The sequence below is a fragment of the Salegentibacter sp. 24 genome, from assembly GCF_004362395.1.
Classification (GTDB): domain Bacteria; phylum Bacteroidota; class Bacteroidia; order Flavobacteriales; family Flavobacteriaceae; genus Salegentibacter.
Genome location: NZ_SNWE01000056.1, coordinates 1 through 1,612 on the forward strand (window position 1 = coordinate 1; position 1,612 = coordinate 1,612).

Here is a 1,612-nt window from a genome sequence, read left to right on the forward strand (position 1 = left end):
TAACCCGCTTTATTCATGAGTAGTTTAGCCAAAGAATTTTTTCAGATTGAATTATAGTTTTTGTTGAATCAGGAAATTTTTTGGTTTGTTTTTCTACCTTCTGGATGAATCTGCGATATTTTTTGTTGGAAATAACTTTTTCAGGGTAAAAATTGCTGAAAATTTTACGACAAGGCATAGGTATCCCAAAGCGGTTGAAGTCAGTAAGATATCAAGTCTATCCAGAGAGCAATTCGATCAGTAGGTTCTGATGCACAAAGGCTTTAGAGAGCCGGTAATAGACTCTTCTTTTGGTAATTTTTATAGTAGCACCTATTTTGAGAAGATGGGTTCTTATGCTGCTGATCTGCCATTTCTTAGCCTTTTCAAATGAAGTATTTTGGATATTGCTCTTTAAGATCAAAAACAGTTCATAAGCGAGACTACTGATCAGCAGCCGAAAGAAATTCGCCCAGAATCCATGGTTGGATAAACGGTCAGAGAAACACATATTCTTTACTTCCTTGATACGGTTCTCACTGGCTTCTCCTCGCTTCACATAAAAACCAAAATAGATCTCTCTGGCATCCTGCTCTTCCAGGTTACTTACTATATGCCTGATGTTCATGCCAAGACCGGTACTTTCGATTTTAGAATAACACTGCTGGGGTTTGTGCCAGCTACCGGCTTTATAATCAAAACTGATAAAGTGCTGGTGCTTTTCACCCTTACTTTGATAAAGATGTTTTACCGCGCGTGCTGCTCTTTTAACCCTTCTTTTGAGCACCTCATTGCTGGGAAGACCTATGGCATACTTTAGATGGTGGTCATCTGCCAGTTTATAAAAGGGAGCAGAAGAGAACCCGCTATCGGCCCGGATGATGATTTTCATTGAAGGGTATGTTTCTCGGATTCTAGTGATGATTCTTCTCAAAATACTGACATACCACTTATTGGAATGGCTATTTCCGGGTCGAAGCACCGGTACGATGATCTGACCGGTATCTCCATCGTGGAAAAAGAGCTCATTGTACATAAACTGCCCGTAGTATCCATTGAACATGGCCAGTTGTTGTTTCCCGTGAGTGGGATCGTCGGTACCATCGATATCTATAATAATACGCTTTCTCCCCTTCAAACTGGAGACATACCGATCGATCCAGCCGTAGCATAAATTAAAAATGGCATGTTTATCCAGACTGTTTTCAAATCTGGAGATTGTAGGCTGGGATGCCAGGTTCCCTTCCAGGATATCTTTATATAAAGGATCATGCTGCAAGTGTGCCACATCATTGGCATCCTCATAGCCTTGCATCAGCATAAATACCCGTTGCTTTAAAAGTTTTTCTACGCTATGGGAAACTCGAAGAGGGTGACGGTAATCGGGAAGAAATGTACTGAAGTAACGAATCACCTTATGTTTTCGCTCCAGTTTCTCTAAAAGAACAAGGGAACCATCGGAACTAATTTCTTCTGCAGAAAAATTTACTGAAATTGATTTTTTACCTCGGTAGAAAACTGTATTTTTAATACTCAAAATTGGGCTGTTTTAGTGTTAGTAAAGAGACCGTCAAGCTCTTTAAATATAACACTTTACGCCCAATTCTTCTTTATATCCCATGAATTTTTCGGG

The 1,612-nt window shown here is 39.8% G+C and carries 1 protein-coding gene; it reads right to left on the reverse strand.

Annotation, left to right across the window (positions count from 1 at the left end):
* Positions 1 to 217: 217 nt before the first annotated feature.
* Entirely contained in the window at positions 218 to 1,516 is a 1,299-nt protein-coding gene (locus DET49_RS18325; protein ID WP_166636623.1) for an IS1380 family transposase, read from the reverse strand.
* Positions 1,517 to 1,612: the final 96 nt, after the last annotated feature.